General features: G+C 72.6%; 23 protein-coding genes. 6 read left to right on the top strand and 17 right to left on the bottom strand.

Translation table 11 applies throughout. The features are described from left to right. Positions 1-4: 4 nt before the first annotated feature. Positions 5-1,024, top strand: a complete 1,020-nt coding sequence (locus QPJ90_RS11355; protein ID WP_290131330.1) for a GH25 family lysozyme — start codon at positions 5-7, stop codon at positions 1,022-1,024. Positions 1,025-1,111: 87 nt separating this feature from the next. Here the strand turns inward: QPJ90_RS11355 and QPJ90_RS11350 are convergent, their stop codons facing one another. Continuing rightward, entirely contained in the window at positions 1,112-2,350 is a 1,239-nt protein-coding gene (locus tag QPJ90_RS11350; protein WP_290131329.1) for a polysaccharide pyruvyl transferase family protein, read from the bottom strand. A 49-nt stretch (positions 2,351-2,399) separates the two neighbouring features. Between QPJ90_RS11350 and QPJ90_RS11345 the strand changes: the two genes are divergently transcribed. Next, positions 2,400-3,578, top strand: coding sequence for a glycosyltransferase (locus QPJ90_RS11345; protein WP_290131328.1), 1,179 nt, complete (start codon positions 2,400-2,402; stop codon positions 3,576-3,578). On the opposite strand, the gene QPJ90_RS11340 is transcribed toward QPJ90_RS11345, so the two are convergent. The 4 genes from QPJ90_RS11340 to QPJ90_RS11325 all read right to left on the bottom strand — a co-directional run bounded on the left by QPJ90_RS11340 (position 3,545) and on the right by QPJ90_RS11325 (position 7,822). After that, a complete protein-coding gene (locus QPJ90_RS11340) occupies positions 3,545-5,044 on the bottom strand; it encodes a hypothetical protein (RefSeq protein WP_290131327.1) in 1,500 nt (499 codons plus the stop codon). The two genes, QPJ90_RS11345 and QPJ90_RS11340, sit on opposite strands and share 34 nt — an antisense overlap. 11 nt (positions 5,045-5,055) lie before the next feature. Next, positions 5,056-6,363: a UDP-glucose/GDP-mannose dehydrogenase family protein gene (locus tag QPJ90_RS11335; RefSeq protein ID WP_290131326.1), complete on the bottom strand. Its 1,308-nt coding sequence runs from the start codon at positions 6,361-6,363 to the stop codon at positions 5,056-5,058. A gap of 84 nt (positions 6,364-6,447) precedes the next feature. Beyond that, on the bottom strand, positions 6,448-6,996 hold the full coding sequence (locus QPJ90_RS11330) for a PH domain-containing protein (protein WP_290131325.1): 549 nt from the start codon (positions 6,994-6,996) through the stop codon (positions 6,448-6,450). Positions 6,997-7,000: 4 nt separating this feature from the next. Beyond that, positions 7,001-7,822, bottom strand: a complete 822-nt coding sequence (locus QPJ90_RS11325) for a biotin--[acetyl-CoA-carboxylase] ligase (protein WP_290131324.1) — start codon at positions 7,820-7,822, stop codon at positions 7,001-7,003. Positions 7,823-7,895: 73 nt separating this feature from the next. Between QPJ90_RS11325 and QPJ90_RS11320 the strand changes: the two genes are divergently transcribed. Then, the gene (locus QPJ90_RS11320; RefSeq protein WP_290131323.1) at positions 7,896-9,491 is read left to right on the top strand and encodes an acyl-CoA carboxylase subunit beta; all 1,596 of its coding nucleotides are present in this window, start codon (positions 7,896-7,898) and stop codon (positions 9,489-9,491) included. Beyond that, positions 9,488-9,745 carry an acyl-CoA carboxylase subunit epsilon gene (locus tag QPJ90_RS11315; RefSeq protein ID WP_290131322.1) on the top strand — a complete coding sequence of 86 codons (258 nt, stop codon included), beginning with the start codon at positions 9,488-9,490 and terminating at the stop codon, positions 9,743-9,745. Before QPJ90_RS11320 ends, QPJ90_RS11315 begins: the two co-directional genes overlap by 4 nt. 565 nt (positions 9,746-10,310) lie before the next feature. On the opposite strand, the gene QPJ90_RS11310 is transcribed toward QPJ90_RS11315, so the two are convergent. From QPJ90_RS11310 to QPJ90_RS11295, 4 genes are all read right to left on the bottom strand, one after another. Continuing rightward, the gene (locus QPJ90_RS11310) at positions 10,311-11,360 is read right to left on the bottom strand and encodes a hypothetical protein (RefSeq protein ID WP_290131321.1); all 1,050 of its coding nucleotides are present in this window, start codon (positions 11,358-11,360) and stop codon (positions 10,311-10,313) included. Beyond that, positions 11,357-12,709 (bottom strand): sensor histidine kinase, encoded by a 1,353-nt coding sequence (locus QPJ90_RS11305; protein ID WP_290131320.1) that lies wholly within the window; start codon positions 12,707-12,709, stop codon positions 11,357-11,359. The genes QPJ90_RS11310 and QPJ90_RS11305 overlap by 4 nt, the downstream gene beginning before the upstream one ends. A gap of 4 nt (positions 12,710-12,713) precedes the next feature. Beyond that, on the bottom strand, positions 12,714-13,433 hold the full coding sequence (locus tag QPJ90_RS11300; protein ID WP_290131319.1) for a response regulator transcription factor: 720 nt from the start codon (positions 13,431-13,433) through the stop codon (positions 12,714-12,716). A gap of 169 nt (positions 13,434-13,602) precedes the next feature. Beyond that, a complete protein-coding gene (locus QPJ90_RS11295) occupies positions 13,603-14,862 on the bottom strand; it encodes a TRAM domain-containing protein (RefSeq protein ID WP_290131318.1) in 1,260 nt (419 codons plus the stop codon). A gap of 14 nt (positions 14,863-14,876) precedes the next feature. On the opposite strand from QPJ90_RS11295, the gene QPJ90_RS11290 reads away from it, so the two are divergent. Beyond that, positions 14,877-15,668: a Maf family protein gene (locus tag QPJ90_RS11290; protein ID WP_290131317.1), complete on the top strand. Its 792-nt coding sequence runs from the start codon at positions 14,877-14,879 to the stop codon at positions 15,666-15,668. 79 nt (positions 15,669-15,747) lie between these two features. After that, the gene (locus QPJ90_RS11285; RefSeq protein WP_290131316.1) at positions 15,748-17,526 is read left to right on the top strand and encodes a biotin carboxylase N-terminal domain-containing protein; all 1,779 of its coding nucleotides are present in this window, start codon (positions 15,748-15,750) and stop codon (positions 17,524-17,526) included. Positions 17,527-17,610: 84 nt separating this feature from the next. Here QPJ90_RS11285 and QPJ90_RS11280 read toward each other — a convergent pair whose 3' ends face one another. The 8 genes from QPJ90_RS11280 to QPJ90_RS11245 form a co-directional block, all read right to left on the bottom strand. Beyond that, positions 17,611-18,465, bottom strand: coding sequence for a hypothetical protein (locus tag QPJ90_RS11280; protein WP_290131315.1), 855 nt, complete (start codon positions 18,463-18,465; stop codon positions 17,611-17,613). A gap of 299 nt (positions 18,466-18,764) precedes the next feature. After that, positions 18,765-20,429: a phospho-sugar mutase gene (locus tag QPJ90_RS11275; protein WP_290131314.1), complete on the bottom strand. Its 1,665-nt coding sequence runs from the start codon at positions 20,427-20,429 to the stop codon at positions 18,765-18,767. Next, positions 20,426-21,286: a purine-nucleoside phosphorylase gene (locus QPJ90_RS11270; protein ID WP_290131313.1), complete on the bottom strand. Its 861-nt coding sequence runs from the start codon at positions 21,284-21,286 to the stop codon at positions 20,426-20,428. The genes QPJ90_RS11275 and QPJ90_RS11270 overlap by 4 nt, the downstream gene beginning before the upstream one ends. A 134-nt stretch (positions 21,287-21,420) precedes the next feature. Further along, entirely contained in the window at positions 21,421-21,699 is a 279-nt protein-coding gene (locus QPJ90_RS11265) for a PTS sugar transporter subunit IIB (RefSeq protein ID WP_290131312.1), read from the bottom strand. Next, positions 21,696-22,175 (bottom strand): PTS sugar transporter subunit IIA, encoded by a 480-nt coding sequence (locus QPJ90_RS11260; protein WP_290131311.1) that lies wholly within the window; start codon positions 22,173-22,175, stop codon positions 21,696-21,698. The genes QPJ90_RS11265 and QPJ90_RS11260 overlap by 4 nt, the downstream gene beginning before the upstream one ends. Before the next feature lie 3 nt (positions 22,176-22,178). Beyond that, on the bottom strand, positions 22,179-23,291 hold the full coding sequence (locus QPJ90_RS11255; RefSeq protein WP_290131310.1) for an adenosine deaminase: 1,113 nt from the start codon (positions 23,289-23,291) through the stop codon (positions 22,179-22,181). A gap of 118 nt (positions 23,292-23,409) precedes the next feature. Then, positions 23,410-24,708: a thymidine phosphorylase gene (locus QPJ90_RS11250; protein ID WP_290131309.1), complete on the bottom strand. Its 1,299-nt coding sequence runs from the start codon at positions 24,706-24,708 to the stop codon at positions 23,410-23,412. 4 nt (positions 24,709-24,712) lie between these two features. Next, positions 24,713-25,207, bottom strand: coding sequence for a cytidine deaminase (locus QPJ90_RS11245; RefSeq protein WP_290131308.1), 495 nt, complete (start codon positions 25,205-25,207; stop codon positions 24,713-24,715). Positions 25,208-25,222 lie beyond the last annotated feature (15 nt).

The raw sequence follows: 25,222 nt of genomic DNA, 5'->3' as shown, positions 1-25,222 counted from the left end.
CCGCATGCGCGCCACCAGGAGCAGGTCGATCGGCATCGGGGTGGCTGCGGTCGTGGCCGGGGCACTCGTGCTGGGAACCGGTCAGGCACACGCCGAGACGACGACGCCGACAGCGACAGCGACAGCGACAGCGACACCGACGACGACGCCGACGCCGACGCCGACAGCGACACCGGCACCGGCACCGACGGCGGGGTCCACCGACACGACGACGTCCATCGCCGAGATGGACCGGACCGGCAACCACCAGATGGGCGCCGGGATCGCCCGCTTCGCCGGGGAGCGGGAACTCACCACGGTGGTGCCGCAGGCCTCGTCGGCGGCGGGCGCCCGCACACAGGCGACCGCCCAGGCCGCCACCGCCGGCGGTCCGCCCCCCGGCAAGATCCAGGGCTTCGACATCAGCGCGTGGCAGCCGAACGTGAACTTCCGCAACGCGTACAACGCGGGGGCGCGGTTCGCGTACATCAAGGCGACCGAGGGCGTCTCCTACGTCAGCCCGGTGTACAAGGAGCACTACGCCACCGCCCGCACGCGCAACATCATCCGCGGCGGCTACGTCTACGCGCAGCCGAGCCAGGCGAGCGGAGCCGCGACCGCGAACTTCTTCTTCAAGAACGGCGGCGGCTGGAGCGCCGACGGCCTCACGCTGCCGCCGCTGCTCGACATCGAGTACGGCAGTGCGTCGCAGGGCGTCTGCTACGGGAAGTCGTGGGCGGACATGCGGAGCTGGATCAAGGACTTCTCGAACACCGTGTACAAGAAGATCGGGCGGTACCCGCTGATCTACACGACGACGGACTGGTGGAAGCGCTGCACGAACAACAGCAGCCAGTTCCAGGACAACCCGCTGTTCGTGGCGCTCTACCCGGTGAAGGACTTCACCAACCCGGGCACGGTCGGCAACAGCTGGAAGAACTACTCGTTCTGGCAGTGGGCGTCGAGCGGTCCGCTCCCCGGCGACCAGGACGTCTACCGCAGCACGATGACGAACCTCAAGAAGATGGCGACCCGACGCGACTGAGCCGGGTCGGGCCCGTCGACGGGCGGGACGACGGACGGGAGGCGCGGTGCCGGCTGGCACCGCGCCTCCCGTCCGGTCGTGGTCGCGTCAGCGACCGGTACGCGACTCGATCCCGCGCGTCGCCACCGCGAAGTCGGCGTCCAGACGCGTGGCCATCGACGCGACGCCCTCCGCGAGCTGGGCCGTGACCGTGTCGCGCTGTGCGTCGAGGTCCTCGAGGAGCGCCGTCACGTCGTCGACGAAGCCCGGCTCGAGCGCCGACTCGATCGGCTTCGAGTAGGCCTGCTGGCCCATCTGCTCGAAGAACAGTCGGCCCTTGTCGACGTAGTAGAGGACGGCGGCCGGGACGCCGGCGATCGTGCCGACGATCGCCGAGTGGAGCCGGCTCGCGAGGAACAGCCGGCTGCGCGACATGAGGCCCGCGTACTCGGCTGGCGAGAAGACGTCGGCCTCGACCACGTGGGTGCGGTCGCCGTGACGCATGAGCGCGATGACCTCGCGCGCGAAGGCGGCGTCACCCTCGGATGCCTCCATGTGCATCGGGTAGAAGACGACGTCGGCGTCCCAGCGCTCCACCTGCCGGTCGGCCAGGTCGGCGAGCGCCTGCCGGTACGTCACGAGTCGGTCGCTGTCCACGCCGGTCTGGCGGAACCGCTTCGGCAGGAAGCGGAACGGGATCCACCCGCTGCGCTTGTAGTGGAACCAGCGGCGGACACCGAAGCCGATCGAGCCCTCGAGCCGCTCGGCCGTCAACCCGGTGGAGCGCTCGAGCCGCTCGAGGACGTCGGCGTCCGGCTGTGCGACCGTACCGACGACGGCGGGGTCGAACGAGGAGACGACGGGGGTGCGGACGCCCCAGGCGAGGAGCTTCTCGCGCGACTCGTCGTCACGGACGGCGAAGGAGCGGCACAGGTCGACGGTCGCGCGGATGAGGCGCTTGCTGACGCCCGCCGACGTCGGGCCGATGCCCTGGAACGCCCCGACGAGGTTCCGGTTGACCGCGCGGACGAGCAGCATCTTGCCGAACCAGTACACGAGGCCGAGCTTGTTCGTGTAGTCCTTGAGGATCTCGCCGCCGCCCCAGAGCACCACGTCCGCCCCACGGGCGGCGCGGAGCAGGGCGACGAGGTCGCCGACACCGGTGCTGTACGGCGAGACCGGCAGGAACCGGATCCCGAACCACTCGCCGTCCCGCTCGGGGTACTGCGAGAGCGAGACGATCTCGGCGTCGGGCCACCGGCGGCGGACGAGCTCGACGTTGCCGGCGAGGATCGCCCGGTCGCCTCGGTTGCGGGGCGAATCGCTATTGTGGATCAGTACGCGCACGGGTCGAGAGCCTACCGGTCCCACCCGGCACCACCCCGGAAAGGCCTCCTTGTCCCGCAGCTCCCGCCCTCGTCTGCTCGTCCTCGGATCGACCTTCCCGGCCCGTCCGGACGACGGGGTCCCCGCGTTCGTGCTCGACCTCGCCCACCAGGAGGCCACCGAGTTCGACACGCTCGTCCTCACGCCGCGTGTCCCCGAGGGTGCGGCACGCGAGACGATCGGCGCGGTGCACGTCCGGCGGTTCCCGTACTTCCCGAAGGCCCTCGAGGACCTCGCCGACGGCGCCATCCTCGACAACCTCAAGGAGCGGCGCACGCGACTCGTCCAGGTCCCGGCGCTCGTGTTCGCGCAGTACCGGGCGGTCCGCGCCGCGGTGCGCTCCGGCCGACCGGACGTCATCCACGCGCACTGGGCGATCCCGCAGGGGCTCGTCGCCACCCTCGCCGCACCGGGTGTGCCGCTCGTCGTCACGACCCACGGCGGGGACATCTACGCCCTGCGGGCCGCCCCGCTGGTGCGGCTGAAGCGCTGGATCTTCGGCCGCGCCGCGCACGTCACGACGGTGAACTCCGAGATGCGCGACCGTCTCACGGCCTGGGGCGTGCCCGAGGACCGCTCGAGCGTGATCCCGATGGGCGTCGACCTCGGGCCGGCGCGCGCTGCCCGCGCCCGCACACCTCCCCAGGAGCACCACGTGGTGGCCGTCGGTCGCCTCGTCGAGAAGAAGGGCTTCGGCAACCTGCTCGAGGCCCTCCGCGGCCTCGGCGAGGACGTCCCGTGGCGGCTCACCGTCGTCGGTGACGGCCCCTACCGCGCCCAGCTCGAGCAGCAGGCCGCGGGGCTCCCCGTGACGTTCACCGGCCAGCGCGGGCGCTCCGAGGTCCTCGACACGCTGGCGTCCGCCACGGTCGTCGCGGTGCCGTCGATCCCGGCGGCGAACGGCGACCAGGAGGGACTGCCGGTGACGCTGCTCGAGGCCGCGGCGGTCGGTGCCGCCATCGTCGCCAGCGACCTGCCCGGGATCCGCGACGTCGTCACGGACGACGAGTCGGGGCTCCTCGTCCCCCCGGGTGACGTGCCCGCCCTCCGCGCCTCGCTCCTGCGGGTGCTGACGGACGACGCGGCCCGTGGGCGCTACCAGGAGCGGGCCGTGGCCTCGGCCGCCGAGTTCTCCACCGAGCGGATCGGCGAGCGCTACCGGGCCGTGCTCCGAGCAGCGATGCGCTGAGTCCCGTCCGCGTCGTCGGCCCCGGCCGCGCCGGTCCCGCCGCGCGACCACACCGTCCGGAGCTCGCCGACGACGAAGAGCACGAGGGTCAGGACTCCGAGAACACCGGCAGCGGCGGACGCGCCGACGACGACGGTTCCGGAGTGCGCCACCAGGGCGTTGCCGGCCCCGTCGAACAAGGACCAGATCGCGACCGCGGTGGTCAGCGACCACGCCGGGACGAGCACGACCGCCGCGCGCTCGACGCACCGGAGTCCAGCCGCGACGACGAGCAGCACCGGCATCAGGACGCCGAGCGTGTACCGACTGTTCGGGGCTCCGCCGCCCGCGACGTAGCGGATCTCCACGACGACGTACAGCAGCAGCACGACGACGAACATCGCCACCACGAGCGCCCGGGGCCAGCGCTCGCCGTCGGACACCCGCCCGACCGCCGTCGACCGACGCCGGAGCACGACCACCGCGACGACCACGAGTCCGACCAGCGCGAGGACCACGGGGACGAGCAGCAGGACCCACGGCAGGGCGCCGTTGACGTCGAGCGCGCCACGGTACAGCGCCCCGAGCTGCTGCCAGAACCCCTTCGTCCGGACGACGACCGACTCCGGGATCTTCGGTCGGGGCGTCGAGCCGGGCCACGGCTTCGGTCGACCGCTGAAGCTCCCGGTGAGGATCTCGTTCCGGACGTAGAACCACCCGGACGCGGCTGCCGCGGCGACGACCGGGCCGAGGGCGACGAGCACCCGCCCCCACACCCCGCGGAGTCGCGGGACGCGCACCGACCGAGCGAGCAGGAACGCCACCACGATCGCGACGAACCAGAGGGCGAACGACAGTCGCGTGGCCATGCCGGCAGCGGCCACGACCGAACCCCACACGAGGAGCCGCGTCGTCACGCCGGACCGCAGGGCCGCACCGGCGACGCCGCAGCCGAGGACCCCGACGAGGGCGGACAGCGAGTCGTTGTAGACGACGCCGCCCTGGACGACCAGGAGCGGTGTGGACGCCGCGACGACCGCCACGGTCGCGGGCAACCGGCGCGCCCCCGGGAAGCAGCGTGCAGCGGCCCAGGCGGCAGCGGGCACCACGAGGGCGACGAGCACGGCGTCGACGAGCCGTGCGGCGAGCACCGCCTGCAGGGGGTGGTCGGCGTCGACCAGCGGCCCGACGACCGGCGCGAGCAGCAGGTAGAACAGCGGCGGGTGCTGCGCGACCCACTGCACGGGCACCCGGGCGCCGAAGCCCGGCTCGAAGCGCAGTCCGTCGAGCAGCTGCGGCAGCTGCCCCTGCCAGACCCGCAGCGCGTAGTCGACGTGCGCCGGCTCGTCCGCGCTGCTCAGCGGCAGCGTGGAGAAGGCCCGCGCGACCGACGCGAGGAGCAGGAACAGCGTCGCCGCGAGCACGACGGGTGTCGCCCAGTCGCGTCCGCGGACTCCGCTGACGAAGGTGCCGAACCTGCCCCCCACCGGCCGGACGCTCAGCGTCCCATGCCGCGGTGCGTGAAGCCGGCTGCCGTCCAGGCGTCGCGGTCGAGGCAGTTGCGGCCGTCGATGACCACCCGCTCGGCGACGAGCGCGGCGACCGCGGTCGGGTCGAGCTCGCGGAACTCGTTCCACTCGGTCAGCACCAGCACGAGCTCGGCGCCACGCAGGGCGTCGGCGGCGGACTCGACGTAGTCGAGCTCCGGACGGACCCGGCGAGCGGTCACGACGGCCTCCGGGTCGTACGCGGCGACGTGCGCGCCGTGCGCCTGCAGTCGCCCGGCGATGTCGAGCGACGGGGAGTCGCGGACGTCGTCGGAGTTCGGCTTGAACGCGAGTCCGAGGACGGCGATGCGCTTGCCGCTGACGTCACCGCCGAGGAGCTCCTCGGCCAGGGTGACGACGTGGTCGCGACGACGGAGGTTGATGGCGTCGACGTCGGCGAGGAACGCGAGCGACTCCGGCACGCCGAGCTCGTCGGCGCGGGCCTGGAACGCGCGGATGTCCTTCGGCAGGCACCCACCGCCGAAGCCGAGCCCGGCGTTGAGGAACTTGCGGCCGATGCGGGCGTCATGCCCGATCGCGTCGGCGAGCGCGGTGACGTCGGCACCGACGACCTCGGCGATCTCGGCCATCGCGTTGATGAAGGAGATCTTCGTCGCGAGGAACGCGTTCGCGCTGACCTTGACGAGTTCCGCGGTGGGCAGGTCGACGACGAGCCGCGGGGTCCCCTCGGCGAGCGCCGTGGCGTAGACCTCGTCGAGGACGGCGGTGGCCCGCTCCCCCGCTTCGCCGGCCGGGACGCCGTAGACGAGCCGGTCGGGCGAGATGGTGTCCTGCACGGCGAAGCCCTCGCGCAGGAACTCCGGGTTCCAGACGAGCGTGGCGCCGGGGACGGCCTGCTCGACCTCGGCCGCGAGCCGAGCCGCGGTGCCCACCGGCACGGTGGACTTGCCGACGACGTACTGCCCGGCCGAGAGGTACGGGGTGAGCGACGCGACCGCAGCGTCGACGTAGGTGAGGTCCGCGGCCCCGGTCGGGCCCTGCGGCGTGCCGACGGCGAGGAAGTGCACGGTGGCACCGGCGACCTCGGCCATGTCCGTGGTGAACCGGATGCGGCCGGAGGCGAGCGCCTCCGTCAGGATCTCCGGCAGTCCGGGCTCGAAGAAGGGGGCCTCGCCCGCCGCGAGTCGCTCGATCTTCGCCGGGTCGACGTCCACCGCGACGACGTCGTGCCCGAGCTTGGCCATGGAGGCGGCGTGCACGGCACCGAGGTAACCGCAGCCGATGACAGAGATACGCACGGGAAGACGGTACCGGTTCCTGCGTGTCCGTACACCGAACGCCGTGCGTACGGCACGGCGGAACGTGACGGCTGGTCGCACCGGTCAGGCGCGGACGTCCCCCCACGGCGGCCGGTCGGCCCCGCCGACGATCTCGTCCCAGTCCGGCTCGCGGTGCCGCCGCCGCGCCTCGTACGCCTCGACGAGGTCGTGCAGCACCGCGACGACGAGGTCCGCGTGCGGCACGTCCGCGAGCACCACGACCGGGTCGTCACCGGGGAAGACCAGGACGTCCCCGGAGCGGAACACCCCCTGCAGGCCGCGGCGGCGCACCGTGACGTCGTACCCGCGCGCGTGCAGCAGCTCGCGACGCGTCCTGGTGCCGAGACCGTGCACCACCACGAGCCGACGCGTGGTGAGCACGTAGCGCTGCGACATCCAGCGGACGAGCGGCACGAGGCCGCCGACCACGACGAGCAGCAGCGTGACGAGTGCCACGACGACGTTGAGCCAGGCGAGCTGGGCGCGGAACACCCCGAAGCCGAAGCCCCCGGCCGCCGTCACCAGCACGACGAAGACCGCTGGACGGACGAGCCGTCGCGCATGCGGCCGGAGCCGGGCGACGACCCGTTCCGGGGGCGGCTCGGCGGTCATGCCCTCATGCATAGCGCAGGTGCGTGACGTCGCCGACCGCGACGCCCCTGGTCGCACCGTCCCGGTGCCGGATCGTGATGCGGCCGTCGTCGTCGACGCCGACGGCGTCCGCCTCCTCGACGGTCCCGTCGGGCAGCTCCAGACGGATGCGGCGACCGATCGTGCCGCACGCGGCACGGACGTCCGCCCGGACCGCCTCGGCGGCCGCGCCGCCCGTCGAGAGGGCGACCACCGCCTCCAGGACGGCCGCCCGGAAGTCCGCGAGCACCGCGTCGGCGAGCTCCGACGCCGAGCCGTGGGCACCCGCCACCGCGAGCGAGGTCGCGGTGGGCGTCGGCAGCCCGTCCGCGGGGATCGTGAGGTTCACACCGGCGCCGACGACGACGCTGCCGTCGGACGCGACCTGGCAGAGGATGCCGCACACCTTGCGCTCGTCGACGTGCACGTCGTTCGGCCACTTCACCTCGACGACCGGCCTGGAGGCACGGCTCGGCCCCGCCCCGCCGCCCAGGCGGGCGGACACCGCGTCGCGCATCGCTCGTCCGGCGACGAGCGGCAACCAGCCGCGCGAGCGGTCGTCGAGGTCGGCGCGGACGAGCAGGCTCGCCGCGAGCGTCTGTCCGGCCGGGGCCGACCAGGAGCGGTCGAGCCGCCCGCGCCCGGCGGTCTGGTCGAGGGTCGCGACGACGCTGCCGTGCGGCAGGTCAGCGGCGGCGGCGAGGAGGTCCGCGTTCGTCGAGCCGGTCGTCGCCGGGACCACGAGGGTCGCCCCGTCTGCCTCGACCTGGGAGCGGGTGACCGGGAACGACGACGCGGGTGTGGACATGCACGCAATCTACGGGCAGGAACCGTGGACGACCTCCAACCGTGGGCGTGGGGGCCGCCGGTAGGGTGAGCGGGTGACTCAAGGTGACACCCCCGATCTCTCGACGACCGCCGGCCGGCTCGCCGACCTCCGCGACCGGTACCACGAAGCCGTGACCGCCGCGGGCGAGGCAGCCATCGCGAAGCAGCACGCGAAGGGCAAGGGCACCGCCCGGGAGCGCATCGAACAGCTCCTCGACGACAACTCCTTCGTGGAGTTCGACGAGTTCGTCCGGCACCGCACCACGGCGTTCGGCATGGACGCCAAGCGGCCGTACGGCGACGCGGTCGTCACGGGTGTCGGTACGATCCACGGCCGGAGCGTCGCGGTCTACGCGCAGGACTTCACGGTCTTCGGCGGCTCCCTCGGCGAGGTCGCCGGCGAGAAGATCATCAAGGTCATGCAGCACGCGCTGAAGACCGGCGTGCCGATCATCGGCATCCTCGACTCCGGCGGCGCCCGCATCCAGGAGGGCGTGGTCGCGCTCGGCAAGTACGGCGAGATCTTCCGCCTGAACACCCAGGCGTCCGGGGTCATCCCGCAGATCTCGATCGTGATGGGTCCGGCGGCCGGCGGTGCCGTGTACTCCCCCGCGCTGACCGACTTCGTGATCATGGTCGACAAGACCAGCCACATGTTCGTCACCGGCCCGGACGTCATCAAGACCGTCACGGGCGAGGACGTCGGCTTCGAGGAGCTCGGCGGTGCGCAGACCCACAACGCGGTCTCGGGCGTCGCGCACTACCTGGCCGAGGACGAGACGGACGCGCTCGACTACGCACGCTCCCTCATCGGCTTCCTGCCGGACAACAACCTCTCCGACGCGCCCGCGTACGACGTCGCACCGGAGCTCGAGACGACCGACGCCGACCACGAGCTCGACGTCGTCATCCCCGACTCGACGAACCAGCCGTACGACGTGACGACGATCATCGAGCACGTCGTCGACGACGGCGAGTTCCTCGAGGTCCAGCCGCTCTTCGCGCCGAACATCCTCGTCGGCTTCGGGCGGGTCGAGGGCCGCACGGTCGGCATCATCGCGAACCAGCCGCAGGCGATGGCCGGCACGCTGAACATCGACGCCGGCGAGAAGGCCGCGCGCTTCGTCCGGTTCTGCGACGCGTTCGGGATCCCGATCCTGACCCTCGTCGACGTCCCCGGCTACCTGCCCGGCACCGACCAGGAGTGGACCGGTGTCATCCGCCGCGGCGCGAAGCTGCTGTACGCCTACGCCGAGGCCACCGTGCCGCTCGTGACCGTCATCACCCGCAAGGCCTACGGCGGTGCCTACATCGTCATGGGCTCGAAGCAGCTCGGGGCGGACATCAACCTCGCGTGGCCGACGGCCGAGATCGCCGTGATGGGCGGCCAGGGTGCGGTCAACATCCTGTACCGCTCGGAGATCAAGCGCGCCGAGGAAGCGGGCGAGGACGTCGCCGCCGTCCGCACCAAGCTCGCGAACGAGTACACGTACAACGTGGCGTCGCCGTACCTCGCGGCCGAGCGGGGCGAGCTCGACGGGATCATCCAGCCGCACGCCACGCGCGTCTCGGTGATCAAGGCGCTGCGGGCCCTGCGCGGCAAGCGTGCCTCGCTGCCGCCCAAGAAGCACGGGAACATCCCGCTGTGACCGGCAAGCACGCAGCCGCCGTCCCGACCGACGCCCCCGCGTCGGTCGCCGACGTGCGGGTGGTGTCCGGCGAGCCGACCCCGGAGGAACTCGCTGCAGTCGTCGCCGTCCTCCAGCGGCAGGCCGACGAGGTCGCCGCCGCCGGCCGTGCCGAGGTCACCGTCTCGCCGCGCTCCGGCTGGGACGCCTCCGCACGCGGCATGCGTCAGCCGCTCGAGCACGGCCCGGGCGCCTGGTGCCGTTCGCTCCGCTGACCGATCCGCGCGACCGGTCTTGTGCTCACGGGGGGAAGCGGGCGACCATGTACCCCTGGCGCGGGGGGCGTGGAACCCGTTGCAGGCTGCACTTCCCGAGTGGTCTCCCCTCGTCCGGGGGACAGGATTCCTGGAAGTCGGCCGAATCGGGCGAATTTGTCCCCCATAATGACGACTGACATCCATGGTCAGGGTCGGCATCATTGTCTGTGTTCGGTGTCCTTCGTAGAAGAACATCGCTGGACGGTGGCCGACTAGGGTACGAAGCCACCGCCCGCTGCGAGTCAGGGCGATATTCGGGTTGTCGCTCAGACTCGGGTCGTGAACGGGCCGGTCGGATTCCGACCGGCCCGTTCCCCGTTTCCGGCCCGTTCCTCGCCTCCGGCCCGCTCGCTGTCTCCGGCACGTGGCGACAGGGCATCGTCCCGCGACCGCAGCGATCCGCGACGGGCGCACGCTGACCGGTGAGCCGCCACGGGCCTCCAGGCCGACCCGGCGAGCCGCCGCGGGCCTGCTGACCGAACCGGCGAGGCGCCGACGACGGAGCCGACCGGATGCGGTCCGCTCAGACGGCCACGTGCCGCGGGATCTCCATCCAGAGGGCCACCGAGTCGTCCTCGTCGCCGTCCTCGTCGTCGAGGTCAGCTCCGAGCGCCGCAGACTCACTCGCGGCGGAGTCGAGCCGCAGGCCGACGACCGTGACCGCGGTGTCAGCACCCTCGGCGACCGTCCGGACGATGACGTTGTCCGCGCCGCGTGCCTGGCGGAGGGCGTCCGCGACCTGTGCGTGGATCCGTCGGAGGTCGTCAGCCTCGAGGTCGTCGAGCCCGCCGTCGTCGTGCAGCTGCACGGTGGCCCCGGACCGGCGCAGACGCATGACCTCCGCGCGCACGTCGTCGGAGAGCAACGAGCGACCGCGGATCTCGTCGCGGATGGCCTGTTCGAGGTGCAGGCACTCGTCGCGCTCGGCTCCGGAGAGCTCGCCGTGCGCATCGATGATCCGCTGCAGCATCGGGAGCGCCATGCGCGTCGTCTGGCTGAGGCGGAACTGCCGCTCGAACACGTGGGCGTCCTGGGCCGCCTGCCAGTCCTCGGTCTCCTGCTCGGCCCGCGTGAAGTCCCGGCGCACCCGGGTCGCCCGGTTCATGGCGCTCGCGAACACGGCCGCGATCGCGACCCAGCCGACGCTGGCGGCCACCCCGAGCTGCCCGAGCGCCCCGGGTCCCGCCCACGCGACGGTGTGCACGGTCAGGAAGCCGACGCCGACCCAGGCGAAGGGTCCGCGCCCACGGACGACGAGGACGACCATGAGCGTGCCGACCGCCGCGACCCACCACGTCGAGTACCCCGGGCCCGAGCGGAGCTCCACGACCGGTGCGGCGACGACCGGCACGACCACGGCCGTGGCGAGTGAGAAGCACGCCGCCCACACCGGGAGGGCACGCCCGGGGGCGAACAGCGCGACCCCGGTGGCGGCCGCGTAGAGGAGCATGCAGGCGACGATGGGCGCGACGTCGTGCACGCGCGGCAGCGTCGTCGCTGCGAGGACGAGGTGGTAGAGCGAGAAGAGGGCGGCGAGGCCGATCGCGACGCCGGTGGGCAGCGAGACCTTCACGCGGACTCCCCCGTCCCCGGCGCCCAGGCGAGCCGCACCGTCGTTCCGCCGCCCGGGGCGGAGACGACCTCGGCGGTCCCGTCGACGGCCTCGACGCGCTCGATGATCGACCGACGGACGCCGAGTCGCTCGGCGGGGATCCCGGCGGGGTCGAACCCGGCTCCGTCGTCCACGACCTCGATGTGGACGCCCGGCCCGCGCTGCTCGACGACGATCCAGCGGTCGACACCAGCGCCACCGGCGTGCTGCACCGAGTTCACCGCGGCCTGCAGCGCGGCCGAGGCGAGGGCGTCGGCCACGACGGCGGGCAGCGGGACCGCGTCGACCCGTCGCTCGACGAGCCGCACCGGCGCGGCGAGGGCGGACACGGCGCTGCAGATGCGGGACCGGAGGTCGACGAGTGACACCGGAGGAGCGGCGCCGGGGGTGTCGGACGCTGCGGCCGCGAGGTGGTCGATCGCGTTCCGCGCCATCCGCGCCGACAGCGCCTTGGCGTCGACGGTCTCCGCCCGCGCGGCCGAGAGCAGCGTGGTGAGCACGCTGTCGTGCACGATCGCGTCGACCTGCACCCGCTCGACCTCGGTCGCGTGCTCCCGGATGGCCGACGAGTACCGACGCACCGCCGTGGCCTGCGCGACGTCGACCGCGGTGGCCGCCCGACGCAGCACGACCGCGATGACGAGCACGGCGCCGCTGAGGATCGCCGTGTAGACGCCGTCGAGCAGTGCCCGGGTGACCCCGACGTCGCCACCGATCGGGAGCAGCCGGATGACCACGAAGACCGCGGGCGCGAGGGCGGTGTAGACGGTGGCACGCCACGGGGCGAAGCCCATGGCCGCCGCGGTCGACCCGATCGTGATGAACCACCACGGCCACGGTTGCTGGGTCGGCGGGATCGGCTCCTGCACCGTGAGCGGCCACGTGACGAGGGCGACGAGGAAGACCAGCGCGCAGACGATCTGTGCGGGCTGCGCGAGTCGAGGCAGGAACGCAGCGACCCCGACGAACGCGAAGGACGCGGCGAGCGCGACGACCGTCAGCGGTCCCCACACCGGGTGCAGGTAGGGAAGCTGGCCGAGCACCTGCGGTGCGTCGACGGCGCCGAGTCCGACCGCGCCCATCGCGAGGAGGATCGTGAAGGCACGCTCGACCGACGCCTGGGTGATCGTCGCGCGGACGTTCCGCGACGGGTCGGCCCCGAACGGCGCTCCGGCTGACGACGACGGCGGGCCGCCGGACGACGCCGGGCCGGGGCCGGAGGGCCCCCGCGACGCAGCACCGGGCCCGGAGGCAGCGCCGGACCCCGCGCCGGCACCGGACGCCGGTACCGCCCCGGGCGCGACCGTCATCGGCTCAGCGGCCGTCGGCGTCGGGGTCGATCCCCGAGTCGAGGCCGGGCAGGATGCCGTCCTCGACCGCGCGGCGGAGGAGGTCGACCTTGGTCGGTGCGGGTCGGCCCACCTCGACGTACTTCACGCGGATGCGGTCGAGGTACTCGCGGGCCGTCGAGTAGCCGATGCCGAGCTGCTGCGCGGCGAGCTTGAGCGGCAGTCCCGAGGCGTAGAGGTGGAGGATCTCGCGCTCGCGTCGACCGAGCTGCGCCTTCGCGAAGTCCCGGTCGGCGTCGATGGCGCTCGCCCACTCGAGGTTGTTGAGCACGTCCCCGCGGGCCACGGTCGCGACGGCCGCCATGACGGTCTTCGTCGCGGAGGACTTCGGGATCACACCGGCGGCTCCGGCTGCCAGTGCCTCGCGGACGTTCGCGACGCGGTCGGCGATCGAGTGCACGAGCACGGCCGAACCGGTCCCCTGCACCCCCTTGACGTTCTCGGTCACGGTCGAGCCGTCGCCGAGCGACAGGTCGAGCACGACGACGTCGACCTCGCGGTCCCCGAGCTCCCGGATGTACTCCGGGACGCTCGCTGCCGTGAGGACGACCTCGAAGCCCTCGTTCTGGCACGCGGCCTGGATGCCGAGCCGTACGGACTCGTGGTCGTCGACGATCGCGACGCGGACCGGCCCGGTCTGCACGTCCTCGGTCGTCCCGGTGGTGGGTGTCGTTGCTGCTGCCACGGTGGCCTCTCGTTCCGATGCGCGGCCCGGCCCCTGAAACCGGGTCGTCATCACCGGGCAAGGATACCCAGGTCCGACCCAGGTTCGGGGCGCTGGCCGCGGGACGCGCCGGTCGGGCGACGGCTCCCGGGCGGGACGCGCCGACGTCGCCCCGGTGTCAGGCGACGGGTCAGGCGACGGGCACCAGGCGGGCGACGGCCTCGAGGTGGTGGGTGTGCGGGAAGAGGTCGAACGCTCGGAGCGCCTCGAGCCGGTAGCCGAGGTCCGCGAACGTCGCCACGTCGCGGGCCAGCGCCACCGGGTCGCACGCGACGTAGACGACCTGCGCGGGCTGCAGCGCGGCGATCTGGACGGCGACCTCGCGGCCGGCGCCGGACCGCGGCGGGTCGAGGACGACGGTGCCGGCGCGGAGGCGTGCGCGCTCCTGCTGCGAGGCGCCTGCGGCGGTACGGGCGAGCCAGCGGTCCACGCGGCCGGTCTCCGCCCGGGCACCGATCCACTCCGCGAGGTTCTCCTGCGCGTGCTCGGTCGCGCGCTCGGACCCCTCCACGCTGGTGAGCTTGGCGCGCGGCCCGACGAGGTCCCCGAGTGCCGCTGCGAGCAGCCCGACCCCGCCGTAGAGGTCGAGGTGCTGGCCCTCCGGGTCGAGGCGGTCGCGGTCGACGAGGTCCTGCACGGCCGCGGTCAGGACGGCGGGGGCCTGCCGGTGCACCTGCCAGAAGCCGTTGTCGTCCACGGCGAACGTCCGCTCCCCGACGACCTCGGTCACGACGGTCGGCTTCTGCTCGTCGATCACGAGCCGGGCGCCGTCCGAGCCGCTCGGTGCGAGGACGTCGATCACCGAGGCACCGGGCATCGATCTGCGGCCGAGCGGCGCGCTCTCCTGCACGGCGGCACCCGCGAGCGGCAGCGACGTCACCGGGACGACGGTGTGCGAGCGGGCGGCGAAGGGTCCGGGGGTGCCGTCCGCGTCGAAGTGCAGTCGGACGCGGGTGCGCCAGCCGGTGCCGTTCGCGGCGTCGTCGCCGGGGACCGCCTCGACCGTGACGTCGTGCCCGAGGACGTCAGCGAGGTCGGTGCGTGCGAACCGCGAGAACGCGTCGACGAGGACGTCGTGCTTGAGCTGTCGTTGGTGGGCGAGGACGATGTGGCCGAACTCCGCACCGCCGGCGCGGGTGGCGGGGTCGCGGTCGAGCGCTGCCTCGGGCCAGACGTGGTCGACGCGGTGCTCGCTCGGCTGCTCCACCGAGACGGTGTCCGCGCGCCAGAACGACTTCTTGCGGTCCTCGGTCACGCGTGCGGTGACGCGCTCCCCCGGGATAGCGTCGGAGACGAAGACCACGCGCCCCTCGTGCCGTGCCACCGAGATACCGCCGTGGGCGATCCCGGTGACGTCGAGTTCGAGCAGCGTTCCGACGGATTCACCCATGGTTCGATGTTCCCATGCGTCTGTACCTCGCGAGTACCTCCCCCGCCCGTCGCGCCCTGCTCGCCCAGACCGGCATCGAGCCCGTGCTCGTGGCACCGGGGGTCGACGAGGACGCCGCGGTCGCCACACACGAGGCGACGCTCGGACGCAAGCTGTCCGGGCCGGAGCTCGTGTCGCTCCTCGCGGTCGCGAAGGCGTCGGCCGTCGCGGACGCGGAGGTCGCCGGACGCCCGGTCGACGGCTTCGTGTTCGGCGGCGACTCCGCCTTCGAGGTCGACGGCACGCTCTACGGCAAGCCCCAAGACCCGGCGGTCGCGCGGGAGCGGTGGCGGCAGATGCTCGCGGTGGGCGGCGGGACGCTCTGGAGCGGGCACTGCGTGCTGGACCGTCGTGCGGACCGCGCTGCGGCGGTGGACGCGACCGCGTCCCGGACGGGAGGCACGGGTCGGCCCCGCACCGCGCCTCCCGTCCGGCCGCTGCCCGCCTCGACCGCCGGTGACGGCCTGATCGGTGACGCCGCGCCCGGCGGGTCCGCGATGGTCGCCGACGGCGACCGCGTCGTCGCGGTCGACAGCGCGGTGCTCACCTTCGCCGACGACGTCTCCGACGACGAGATCGACGCCTACGTCGCGAGCGGGGAACCGCTCGAGGTCGCCGGCGCCTTCACGATCGACGGCCGGGCGGCCGCGTACATCACCCGGATCGACGGTGCGCCGTCGGCCGTCGTCGGCCTGTCCCTGCCGGTGCTGCGCTCGATGCTGCTGCGCGGGTTCGGCGCGACGTGGCACGACCTCTGGTCGATGTAGACATCCACACTTCTTCCCGCCGGTTCTTTGTGGACGCCGGTCAATTCGGGCCGTGGCAGCACGAATACGCTGACTTACCATGCCCCGTATCAGCAAGGTCCTCATCGCGAACCGCGGCGAGATCGCCGTCCGCATCATCCGCGCGGCCCGCGACGCAGGCAAGGCATCGGTCGCGGTCTACGCCGACCAGGACCGCGACGCGCTGCACGCCCGCCTCGCCGACGAGGCGTACGCCCTGAACGGCACCACGAGCGCCGACACCTACCTCGTGATCGACAAGATCATCTCGGTCGCCCGCCGTTCCGGTGCCGACGCCGTGCACCCGGGGTACGGGTTCCTCGCCGAGAACGCCGACTTCGCCCGCGCCGTCATCGACGCCGGGCTGACCTGGATCGGCCCGTCGCCCGAGTCGATCGAGCGCCTCGGTGACAAGGTCTCCGCGCGGCACGTGGCCGAGAAGGTCGGCGCGCCGCTCGCACCGGGGACGATCGAGCCCGTGCAGGACGTGTCCGAGGTCTTCGACTTCGTCGACCAGGTCGGGCTCCCCGTCGCGATCAAGGCGGCGTTCGGCGGCGGTGGCCGTGGCCTGAAGGTGGTCCGCTCGCGAGACCAGGTGGAAGAGCTCTTCGAGTCGGCGACGCGCGAGGCCATCGCGGCGTTCGGCCGCGGCGAGTGCTTCGTCGAGAAGTACCTCGACGAGCCGCGCCACGTCGAGACGCAGTGCCTCGCCGACGAGCACGGCAACGTCGTCATCGTCTCGACGCGCGACTGCTCGCTGCAGCGCCGCCACCAGAAGCTCGTCGAGGAGGCCCCGGCGCCGTACCTGACGGCGTCGCAGACCGAACGGCTGTACGAGTCGTCGAAGGCGATCCTGCGCGAGGTCGGCTACGTCGGCGCCGGCACGTGCGAGTTCCTCATCGGCGCCGACGGCACCGTGTCGTTCCTCGAGGTCAACACCCGCCTGCAGGTCGAGCACTGCGTCTCGGAGGAGGTCACGGGCATCGACCTCGTCCGCGAGCAGTTCCGCATCGCCGAGGGCGGCACGCTCGACTACTCCGACCCGACGCCCCGCGGCCACTCGTTCGAGTTCCGCATCAACGGCGAGGACCCGGGTCGCAACTTCTTCCCCGCGCCCGGCCCCGTGCACGCCTTCACCGCCCCGTCCGGCCCCGGCGTCCGCGTCGACTCCGGTGTCGTCTCCGGTGACGTCGTGTCCGGCTCGTTCGACTCGATGCTCGCGAAGCTCATCGTCACCGGCGCGACGCGCTCCGAGGCCTTGGAACGCTCGCGGCGAGCACTCGCCGAGTTCGAGGTCACGGGTCTGCCGACCGTGCTGCCGTTCCACCGCGCCGTCGTGTCCGACCCGGCGTTCGCCACGGACGACGAGACGCCCTTCTCCGTCTACACGCAGTGGATCGAGACCGACTTCCAGAACGACATCCCCGCGTGGAGCGGTGCGACCGAGGAGCTCCCCGCTCCGGCGTCGCGCGACACCGTCGTGGTCGAGGTGCAGGGCAAGCGCATCGAGGTCACCATGCCGTCGATCGTCGGCGGTGGCGCTGCCGGTGCGGCCGGCCGCCGCCCCGCGGGCCCGACCGCTCCCCCGAAGCGTCGGTCGTCCGGCGTTCGCGGTGGGTTGGCGTCGTCCGGCTCGGTGACGTCGCCGATGCAGGCCACCGTCGTGAAGGTCGCGGTCGCCGAGGGTGACACCGTGGTGAAGGGCGACCTGCTCGTCGTGCTCGAGGCCATGAAGATGGAGCAGCCCGTGCAGGCGACCCGCGACGGCGTCGTGAAGGCGCTCAACGCCCCCGTCGGCCAGACGATCTCGTCCGGCCACGTGCTGCTCGAGCTCGCGTAGCGCGGCCGCGGGCGAGCGCCGAGGAACCAGGTTCCGGACACAGCACCGTGGTTTTCCGCGGTGCTGTGTCCGTTTCAAGGTGTTTCACCACGGCGGAGTGGTCCGGACAACTCGTGACACGGGCAACCCGGCATGAGCGAAGACAGTCGGCGCGGCTCCGCCGGGAAGGACATCGCGCCACGTCACCCGTCCGAAGCCGCGGACTTCCGGAAGGGAACGGACGGCGTCTTCTCGGAGCTTCTCGTCGACCACGACGTCCTCCGGTGTGCGTGTCCCTCGCAGTGTCCGGTCTCGGTACTTGGCGAGTCCGTCGAACTCGATGACGACCCCCTGTTCGGGGAACCAGAAGTCGACGCGGGCGACGAATCGACCGACGACCCGGAACTCGTGTTGCAGGACCGGCGCTGGGAGTCCGACATCGTGGGCGACGAGGTGGGTCAGGCTCTCACCCGGAGATTCATTGCTCCCGTCCGCGATCTCGATCAGTCGCCGCGCCCGAGCAACGCCGCGCCGGTGCGTGCGACGGGACAGTTCGACGAGCAGCAGCTCCCGCGAGGCGCCACGCCGGAGTACCGCGTCGAGCACGACGATGGCGTGTCCACGGTCCGCACGGAGCGCGACGTCGACGGCGGTCTCGACGAGATCGGTCGTCTCGATCCCGTCGATCGCGACGGTGCTCACGTGACGCCCCCGAGCCGGCACCTTGTCACTGAACCGCAGCCGCTGCGCTCGGTCTCGTCCGGGGTCGGTGAACAGGACACGCTCGGGCAACGGCCCGAACCACGGGAGTCCGAGCATGACCACAGCTGACTCGTGAGAGACGATCAAGCTGGACTTCGAGCGGCTGACGACAGCGTCGATCCTGGCACGATGGCGGGTGACTTCCGACGCGTCGCGGAACGCCGCAGCCGAGGTCGTGACGCCGTAGCCGACGCGCACGTGACCACCGTCGACGCGTCGTCGTCGGGCGCCTCGTGCGGCGCTCTCGTCGGCGGGGATGGAGAAGAGCGGCAGCCGGTCCATCGCCCCAGCTTCGACGGGCTCCCCCTGCTCGTCTGCAAGGCCTGCGCGAGCTGTGGACGCCAGCGCACCCCTCTCGCGTTGTGCATGAGCGCCGAGCGGATTTCGTTTCGTGTGGCGGTCGAACGGGCACGGGCGCGCTCGACACCGCGGAACGGACACAGCACCGCGGAAAGGCGCGGTGCTGTGTCCGGAACCTGGTTCTGGAGGGTGCGGCGCTACGACACGAGGGGGCGGACGGCGGCGGCGAGGGCGTCGGCGAGGGCCTGGGCCTCGGCGGAGGTCGTCGCGACGGTGTCGATGTAGACCTTGACCTTCGGCTCGGTCCCGCTCGGCCGGACGATCACGCGGGCGTCGCCCTCGAGGTCGTACCGCAGGATGTCCGACGGCGGGAACCCGTCGGCCCCGTCCGCGTAGTCCGTCACGGCGCGCACGGCCACCGGCCCGAGCGACGACGGCGGGTCGGCCCGGAGCGCGGCCATGATCTCCCCGATGCGCGACAGGTCGTCCACACGCGTCGCCACCTGCCCGGACGCGAACGCCCCGAACTCGGCGGCGAAGGCCTCGAGGCGGTCCGCGATGGTCTGCCCGGAAGCCGCGAGCGTCGTGGCGAGGTCGAGCAGCGCGAGGGCCGCGGAGATGCCGTCCTTGTCGCGGACGACGTCGGGGTCGACCAGGTAGCCGAGCGCCTCCTCGTAGCCGAACACCAGGTCCGGCACGCGCGACACCCACTTGAAGCCGGTCAGGGTGTCCCGGTACGCCAGGCCGTGGCGTTCGGCGACCCGGGCGAGCGCGGGCGAGGACACGATGGACGCAGCGAGCGTGCCGCCCCGTCCGTCCGACGCCGCACGGACGGCGGCCTGCCACCCGAGGAGCCAGCCGACCTCGTTGCCGGAGAGCCGTCGGAAGGAGCCGGCACCGTCCGGGATCGCGAGTGCGAGCCGATCGGCGTCCGGGTCGTTCGCGATGACCACGTCGGCGTCGGCGTCGACACCCCGAGCGACCGCGAGGTCCATGGCGCCCGGCTCCTCCGGGTTCGGGAACGACACCGTCGGGAACGCTCCGTCCGGCTCGATCTGCTCCGGCACCGTGGCGGGGACGGCGTACCCGGCCCGCTCGAACACGGCACGGGCGGTCTCCCACCCGACGCCGTGCATCGCCGTGTAGACGACCGACGGCTGGTCCGGGACCCCGAGCGCCGGTGCGGGGACGGTCGCGGCCGTCGCGGTGACGTAGGCGTCGAGCAGGTCCGGGCCCGCGACGGTGTAGTCGGTCGCCCGTGGCAGGTCGGCGATCGACCCTGTTGCGACCGCATCGATGGCCGCGGCGATGGTCGCGTCGACCGGGGGGACGATCTGCGAGCCCTCATCACCCTCGCCGAGGTACACCTTGTAGCCGTTGTCACGCGGCGGGTTGTGGCTCGCCGTGACCATCACGCCCGCGCCGACCCCGAGGTGCCGGACCGCGAACGCCAGCACCGGGGTGGGCAGCGCGGACGGCAGTAGGGTGACGTCGAGCCCGAGGCCGCGCATGACCTCGGCGGAGTCGCGGGCGAAGACGTCGGAGTTGACGCGCCCGTCGTAGCCGATGACGACGCTGCGCGAGCGGCCGGAGTCGATCAGGAAGCGGGCGAGCCCAGCGGCGGCCTGGGTCACCACGACGCGGTTCATGCGCAGCGGGCCGTACCCGAGCTCGGCGCGGAGTCCCGCGGTGCCGAACGCCAGACGACCGGCCAAGCGTGCGGCGAGCTCCTGCACGGCGGGTCCGTCCCCGGTCGCCGCTGCCGCGACGGCCGCGTCGAGCTCGGCACGGGTCTCGTCGTCGGGGTCCTGCGCGGACCAGGCACGCCCGGCGGCGACGACCGCGTCGACGTCGAGCTTCACAGTGCGGATCCGTCGACGGCGTCCGGCGACCCGATCGCCGCGACCACACGGGCGAGGAGGTCGGCGATCCGCGGCTCGGCTTCGCGGCCGGCCTCGAGCACCTCGGCGTGCGACAGCGGCGTCTTCTGGATGCCCGCGGCGAGGTTCGTGATGAGGGAGAACCCGAGCACCTCCATGCCGGCCTGCCGCGCGGCGATGGCCTCGAGTGCGGTGGACATGCCGACGATGTGCCCACCGATCGTCTTCGCCATCTGCACCTCGGCCGGGGTCTCGTAGTGCGGGCCGCGGAACTGCGTGTAGACGCCTTCGTCCAGCGAGGGGTCCACGCCGCGGGCGACCGCACGGAGTCGTGCCGAGTAGAGGTCGGTGAGGTCGACGAAGGTCGCGCCCTCGAGCGGGCTGTCGGCGGTCAGGTTGATGTGGTCGCTGATGAGGACCGGCGTGCCGGGCGTCCAGTGCTCCTTGATGCCACCGGCACCGTTCGTGAGGATCATCACCGAGGCGCCGGTCGCCGCAGCGGTACGGACGCTGTGCACGACGCGGCGGACGCCGTGGTTCTCGTAGTAGTGCGTCCGGGCACCGATCACGAGGGCGTGACGGCCGTCCGGGAGGGCGATGGAGCGCACCGTGCCGGAGTGGCCGGGAACGGCTGAGGCGCTGAAGCCCGGGACCTCCGACGCGGGGATCTCGGAGACCGTCTCACCGATGATGTCGGCGGCCTTGCCCCATCCGGATCCGAGGGTCAGGGCGATGTCGTGCCGCTCGATCCCCGACTTCGACGCGATGACGTCGGCGGCGGCGCGCGCGACCTCGAACGGGTCGGCGGCGGGGTCGTTCAGCGGGTTGTCCGTGCTCATGCACCGATCCTAGGGCGCGCCGACGGCACGCCCGCAGCGCACACGCGCGACCGCACGCCCGCAGCGCACACGCGCGACCGCACGCCCGCAGCGCACACGCGCGACCGCACGCCCGCAGCGCACACGCGAGCGGCTCAGTGCTCCCCGAGCGCCCGGTCCACCGCCGCCGTGATCTCGCCCTGGTCGAAGTGGTTCCGGATCACGATGACCTCGGCGTAGGTGTCCCCGATCGCCTCGACGAACTCCTGGCTCGTCAGGATGACGTTCGCGTCCTCGGCGACGTCGCGCACCGAGGCGACGTCCGCGGCCACCACGGAGGCACTCAGCCCGAGCGACGCCAGCGCCTTATCGGCGTTCACCTTGAGGATCCCGCTCGACCCGATGCCGGCGCCGCAGATCGTCACGATCTTCACGCCGCACCCCCGGCAGCACCGGCACGCCCGGCCGACGCGACCCCGAGGATCGCCCGGACCTCGTCCGCCGTGCCCGCAGCCGCCAACCGCGACGTCACGGTGTCGTCGTTGAAGGTGTTCGCGATCTCGCCGATCGACTCCAGGTGCGTCCCGACCTCGGCGACGGCGAGCCCGAGCACGACCCGCACGGGGTCGTTGTGCGGGTGTCCGAACGCCACCGGCGACGCGAGCGTGACGAGCGCGAGGCCGTCCCGGACCACCGACGACCCCGGTCGGGCGTGCGCGAACGCGAGCCCGGGAGAGATGACGATGTACGGGCCGTGCTCCTCGACCATCTCGATCATGGCGTCCGTGTACGGCTCGGTGGTGGCGCCGGAGGCGACGAGGGCGTCCCCGGTCAGCCGGAGCGCTTCGCGCCACGACGGCGCGGTGGCTCCGAGCACGACGGCGTCGTCCGGCAGCGGTGGGAGCGGCACGTCCTAGGCCTCCTGGTGTCCTGCGGTGATGGTGGCGATGATCTCCTCGCGGTCCTCGAGCGGGAGGAACGAGCCCAGGGCGGCGTTGATCTGGAACGCGGCGAGGTCGTCGAGGTCGTAGCCGAACGTGCCGGCGAGGAGCGCGAGCTCCTTCGACAGCGAGGTGTCGCTCATGAGGCGGTTGTCGGTGTTCACCGTGACGCGGAACCCGAGCTGGTACAGCACGTCGAAGGGGTGGTCGGCGAGCTCGTCGCCCCACGCGGCGATCGCGCCGGTCTGCAGGTTCGACGAGGGTGCGACCTCCAGCGGGATCTCGCGGTCGCGCACCCACGACGCGATCTCACCGAGCGACGCGAGGGTCGACCCGTCGCCGGCGTCGGACAGCGAGATGTCCTCGAAGATCCGGACGCCGTGCCCGAGGCGGAGCGCGCGACCGTCGACGAGGGCGGACCGGATCGAGGCGAGTCCGTCGGCTTCCCCCGCGTGGACCGTGACCGGGAAGAGCTGCGCGGCCAGCCAGTCGAACGCGGCCCGGTGGTTCGCGGGCGGGAAGCCGGCTTCGGCACCCGCGATGTCGAACCCGACGACCCCACGGTCGCGGTGCCGCACGGCGAGTTCGGCGATCTCCTGCGCGCGGTCGGCGTGCCGCATCGCGGTCACGAGCTGCCCGATGCGGATCGATCCGCCGGCGGCGTCGACGGCCTCTTCGATGCCGGCCTGCACGGCCTCCACCGTCTGGTCGAGCGTCAGCCCGCCCTGCAGGTGCTGCTCGGGTGCCCACCGGATCTCGCCGTAGACGACGCCGTCGGCGACGAGGTCCTCGACGAACTCCTTCGCGACCCGGTGCAGCTGCGGCGCGGTCTGCATCACCGAGGTGGTGACGTCGAACGTCTTGAGGTACTCGACGAGCGAGCCCGAGTTGGACTGGTCGGCGAACCACGCACCGAGCGCCCCGGCGTCGGAGGTCGGCAGCGCCACGCCCGCTTCGTCGGCGAGTTCGATGATCGTCGCCGGCCGCAGGCCCCCGTCGAGGTGGTCGTGCAACGAGACCTTCGGCAGGTTGTTGATGACCGCTCCGGCGTCGGGCAGGCGGTAGGTCGTGGCGTCGGCGCTCATGCGTTCCAGGCTATCGGTGGTCACCGACCCTGCGTCGTCCCCTGTGCACAACAGACGGACGACCGGACTGGAGGCTCCCCACACGGACCGCAGGAACGCAGCAGCGCGGGCGGCAGGGTCAGCCCGCGATGCGCTCCCGCACGATCGGCCCGCGGACGGCCGCCGCCGAGTCGGCCGGTCCGATCGACCACGCGCCCTCGAGCGACTCCAGCGCCCGGTCGAAGCGCTCCGGCTCGTCGGTGTGCAGCGTCCAGAGCGGCTGCCCCGCGGTCACGGTGTCGCCCGGCTTGACGTGCAGCTCAATGCCGGCGCCCGCCTGCACCGGGTCCTGTGCCCGGGCACGACCGGCACCGAGACGCCAGGCAGCGACGCCGAACGGCAGCGCCTCCTGCGAGACGAGCACGCCCGACTCCGGTGCGGTGACGACGTGCTGCTCTCGGGCGGCCGGCAGCGCAGCAGCGGGGTCGCCACCCTGCGCGGCGATCATCCGACGCCAGGTGTCCATCGCCCGGCCGTCCGCCAGGGCCGCAGCCGGATCGGCGTCCGGCAGCCCGGCGAGCGTGAGCATCTCGGTCGCCAGCGCGACGGTCAGCTCCACGACGTCCGCGGGTCCCCCGCCCTCGAGCACCGAGACCGACTCCCGAACCTCGAGCGCGTTGCCGATGGTCAGTCCGAGCGGGACCTCCATGTCGGTCAGGAGCGCCGAGGTCTTCACCCCGGCGTCGTTCCCGAGGTCGACCATCGTCTGCGCGAGCTCGCGCGAGGCCTCGTACGAGGGCATGAACGCCCCCGAGCCGAACTTGACGTCGAGCACGAGCGCCCCGGTGCCCTCGGCGATCTTCTTCGACATGATGCTCGACGCGATGAGGGGGATGCACTCGACGGTGCCGGTGATGTCCCGGAGCGCGTAGAGCTTCTTGTCGGCCGGTGCCAGCCCGGAACCGGCCGCGCAGATCACCGCGCCGACGTCGGACAGGATCGACATCATGCGGTCGTTCGAGATCGACGCCTGCCACCCCGGGATCGACTCGAGCTTGTCGAGCGTCCCCCCGGTGTGGCCGAGCCCGCGGCCGGACAGCTGCGGCACGGCCACGCCGAACGAGGCGACGAGGGGCGCGAGCGGCAGCGTGATCTTGTCGCCGACGCCGCCGGTGGAGTGCTTGTCCACGGTCGTCTTGCCGAGGGCGTCGAAGGACATCCGCTCCCCCGACGCGATCATCGCGAGCGTGAGGTCCTTGATCTCCCGCCGCTCCATGCCGTTCAGGAAGATCGCCATCGCGAGCGCCGCCATCTGCGGGTCCTCGACGTAACCGCGCGTGTACGCGTCGACCAGCCAGTCGATCTCGGCGGTGGCGAGGGCGTCGCCGGAACGCTTCGTGCGGATGAGGTCGACGGTGTCGAAGGGCTCGACGGCCATGTGATCAGTGCTCCTGCTGGTAGGTGACGAGGGTCCGCGGCCCGAAGGCGTCCGGGAGGACCTCGTCGATGGTGCGGATGCCGGAGACGGTCTCGAGGAGCATCCCCTCGGCGGAGTGCTCGAAGAGGAGCTGGCGGCAGCGGCCGCACGGCATCAGGGTCGCTCCGTCGCCGTCCACGCACGTGAAGGCGACGAGCTTGCCGCCACCGGTCATGTGCAGCTGCGAGACGAGCGAGCACTCGGCGCAGAGCGTCACGCCGTAGGACGCGTTCTCCACGTTGCAGCCCGAGACGACGCGGCCGTCGTCGGTGAGCGCCGCGGCGCCCACCGGGAAGGACGAGTACGGCGCGTAGGCGTGCCGCATCGCGGCCGTGGCCGCGTCCCGCAGGACGCTCCAGTCGACGTCCGCTGACGCGGGACCGGCCGGGAGGCCCGTGGCGGCGTCCGCCCCGTCGGCCGGCGTGACGGTCTGGTCACCGGAGGGGTTCGTGTCGGTCATGTGCCGTGCCTCCAG

This window comes from Curtobacterium sp. 458, from assembly GCF_030406605.1.
GTDB lineage: Bacteria > Actinomycetota > Actinomycetes > Actinomycetales > Microbacteriaceae > Curtobacterium.
Note: the sequence above shows the minus strand (reverse complement) of the source record. Positions and strands in the feature narration are given on the sequence as shown.